The sequence below is a fragment of the Kitasatospora sp. NPDC057512 genome (assembly GCF_042802135.1).
Lineage (GTDB): Bacteria > Actinomycetota > Actinomycetes > Streptomycetales > Streptomycetaceae > Kitasatospora.
The window spans coordinates 1-2,371 of sequence record NZ_JBHVET010001016.1; the positions used below are offsets into that span (position 1 = coordinate 1).

At 77.5% G+C, this 2,371-nt stretch carries 3 protein-coding genes; 2 read left to right on the forward strand and 1 reads right to left on the reverse strand.

Annotated elements, in window-relative coordinates:
• Positions 1-18 precede the first annotated feature (18 nt).
• The gene (locus ACFU6K_RS36955; RefSeq protein WP_380670718.1) at positions 19-801 is read right to left on the reverse strand and encodes an NRDE family protein; all 783 of its coding nucleotides are present in this window, start codon (positions 799-801) and stop codon (positions 19-21) included.
• Positions 802-956: 155 nt separating this feature from the next.
• On the opposite strand from ACFU6K_RS36955, the gene ACFU6K_RS36960 reads away from it, so the two are divergent.
• Complete coding sequence (locus tag ACFU6K_RS36960; protein WP_380670720.1) at positions 957-1,469, forward strand: carboxymuconolactone decarboxylase family protein; 513 nt, start codon at positions 957-959, stop codon at positions 1,467-1,469.
• Positions 1,466-2,290 carry an isocitrate lyase/phosphoenolpyruvate mutase family protein gene (locus tag ACFU6K_RS36965; RefSeq protein ID WP_380670721.1) on the forward strand — a complete coding sequence of 275 codons (825 nt, stop codon included), beginning with the start codon at positions 1,466-1,468 and terminating at the stop codon, positions 2,288-2,290. Before ACFU6K_RS36960 ends, ACFU6K_RS36965 begins: the two co-directional genes overlap by 4 nt.
• Positions 2,291-2,371: the final 81 nt, after the last annotated feature.

Below are 2,371 nucleotides of genomic sequence, written 5' to 3' on the forward strand. Positions count from 1 at the left end.
GGTGCCGCCCCGGCGGGGTCAGCCCGCCGCCACCCGCCGCCAGCCCGGCCCGTCGGCGGCCACCGGTGCGGCCGCGAAGTCGTAGCGCAGCAGGTCCGGCCCGAGCGCGAGCAGCGAGATCGACGAGGAGCCCCAGATCCGCCCGTCGCCGAAGTCCCGCCGCTGGATCAGCGCGGCGTCCGCGTCCGGCGCCAGCCCGTCCCCGGCGACGATCGGCAGCCATCCGCCCCAGGCCGTGGCGGCCGGCCCGTCGGCGGTCGGTTCGGGCCGGGGTTCGGCGGTGAAGCGGGACCGGAAGTGGGCGGCGCGCGCGGCCATCAGGTCGCGGATCCGCTCGGAGGTGGTCCGGTCGGCCGCCCGGCCCTCCAGCCCGTCGTTGAGCACCACGCTCAGGCCGGACGGCAGTTCGCGCTCCTCCAGCCGTCCGCCGCTCCAACTGGACACCCGGGCCCCGTCGGCCCGGACCAGGACGAGGTGGAACGGGTCGTACGGGGTGAGGTCGAGGTGGCCGATCCCGCCCTCCCGGACGGCGGTGAGCGGCAGCCGGCCGCGGGTGCGCCGGGCGTCGGCGGGGGCGAGCGGGCCGAAGCCGTTCAGCAGGCAGGCGGCGGTGCGCCGGGCGGGGTCGACGGCCAGCCAGGTGCCGCCGGCCGCGAGGTCCAGTCCGCCGAGCAGGTCGGGCCGGTCCGGCCAGTGGTGGTCCGGCGGCAGCCAGGCGCGGCCCAGGTACTCGTCCCGGACGGACAGCAGCAGCACCGGGACGGCCGCCTCCGGCTCGATGCTGACGAACGCCGTGCACACGACCGGGCCCCCTGACCTCGTCCTGTCGGCGACCTCCTGGCGGTGATCTCCTGTCGGCGATCCTCGCACGGTCGTTCGCACGCCGGAAGTGGCCCAAGGAACGAGCGGCCGAACGCACCAGGACGGCAGGCCACCGCGCTCCTAGGCTGGCGACCATGACGACGAACGAGACGACGCGCGCGACCGCGGACGGGGCGGCCGGTACGAACGGGGCCCCGGTGCCCGCCCCCGAGCAGCGCCTGCTGATGCACAAGCTCGCCCCCGCCTACTACCAGGCGATGGTCGCCGTGGACCGGGCCTCCCGGGAGGGCGTCGACCCGGTCGTCGCCGAGCTGGTCAAGGTGCACGCCTCGATGATCAACGGCTGCGCCTTCTGCATCGACATGCACGCCACCGACGCCCGCGAGCACGGCGAGCAGGACCACCGCCTGCTCTCCCTCCCGGCCTGGCGCGAGACCCCGTGGTTCACCGCCCGCGAGCGCGCCGCCCTGGCCCTCACCGAGTCGGTCACCCTGCTGACCCAGGGGCACGTGCCGGACGCCGTGTACGCGGAGGCCGCCGCGCAGTTCGACGAGACCGAGCTGGCCCAGCTGATCGCGCTGATCGCCACCATCAACGCCTGGAACCGGATCGGCGTGTCCACCCGCATGAGCCCGGCCGCCAGGTGAGCGCCGCGGACCCCGCCGTCCGGCGGGAGCGGGCCCGGCTGCTGCGGGAGCTGCACCGCCCGGGCGAGCCGCTGGTGCTGGCGAACGCCTGGGACGTGCCGAGCGCCCGGCTGGTGGCCGCCGCCGGAGCGCGGGCGGTGGCGACGGCCAGCGCGAGCGTGTCCTGGTCGCTCGGCAGCGCGGACGGCGGCGGCGCCGACCCCGGGCAGGTGCTGGCCCGGACCGCCCAGGTGGTCCGCGCGGTCGACCTGCCGGTCACCGCGGACCTGGAGGGCGGCTACGCGGACACCGCCGCCGGGGTCGGGGAGACGGTCGCCGCGCTGCTCGCCACCGGTGCCGTCGGGGTGAACCTGGAGGACGAGGGGCGCCCCGCGGAGGAGGCCGCCGAGCGGATCGCGGCCGCCCGGGCCGCCGCGGACGCGGCCGGCGTGCCGCTCTTCGTCAACGCCCGGACCGACGTGTTCCTGCGCGGGATCGGCGCCCCGGAGGGCCGGTTGGACGACGCGGTGGGCCGGCTGCGGGCGTACGTCGAGGCGGGCGCGGACGGGGTGTTCGTCCCCGGGGTGTCCGACCCGGAGACCATCGCCGCCCTGGTCGGGGCCGTCCCGGCGCCGCTGAACGTGCTGGCCGGCCCCGGCTCCCCGGCGGTCGCCGAGCTGGCGAAGCTCGGCGTGGCCCGGATCAGCCTGGGCCCGGGCCTGGCCGAGGTGGCGTACGCGGCGGTCCGCCGGGCCGCCGAGGAGGTGTACGGGAGCGGCACGTTCACCGCGCTCTCGGAGGGGCTGGCCTACCCGGAGCTCAACCGGCTGTCCGCGGTCTGAACCCGGCGGCCTGAGCACCGCAGGTCAAGCGGTCGTCGTGCGTCGGGTGGCGTGGGCGGCCGGCCGTTCGGGGGTCGGCCG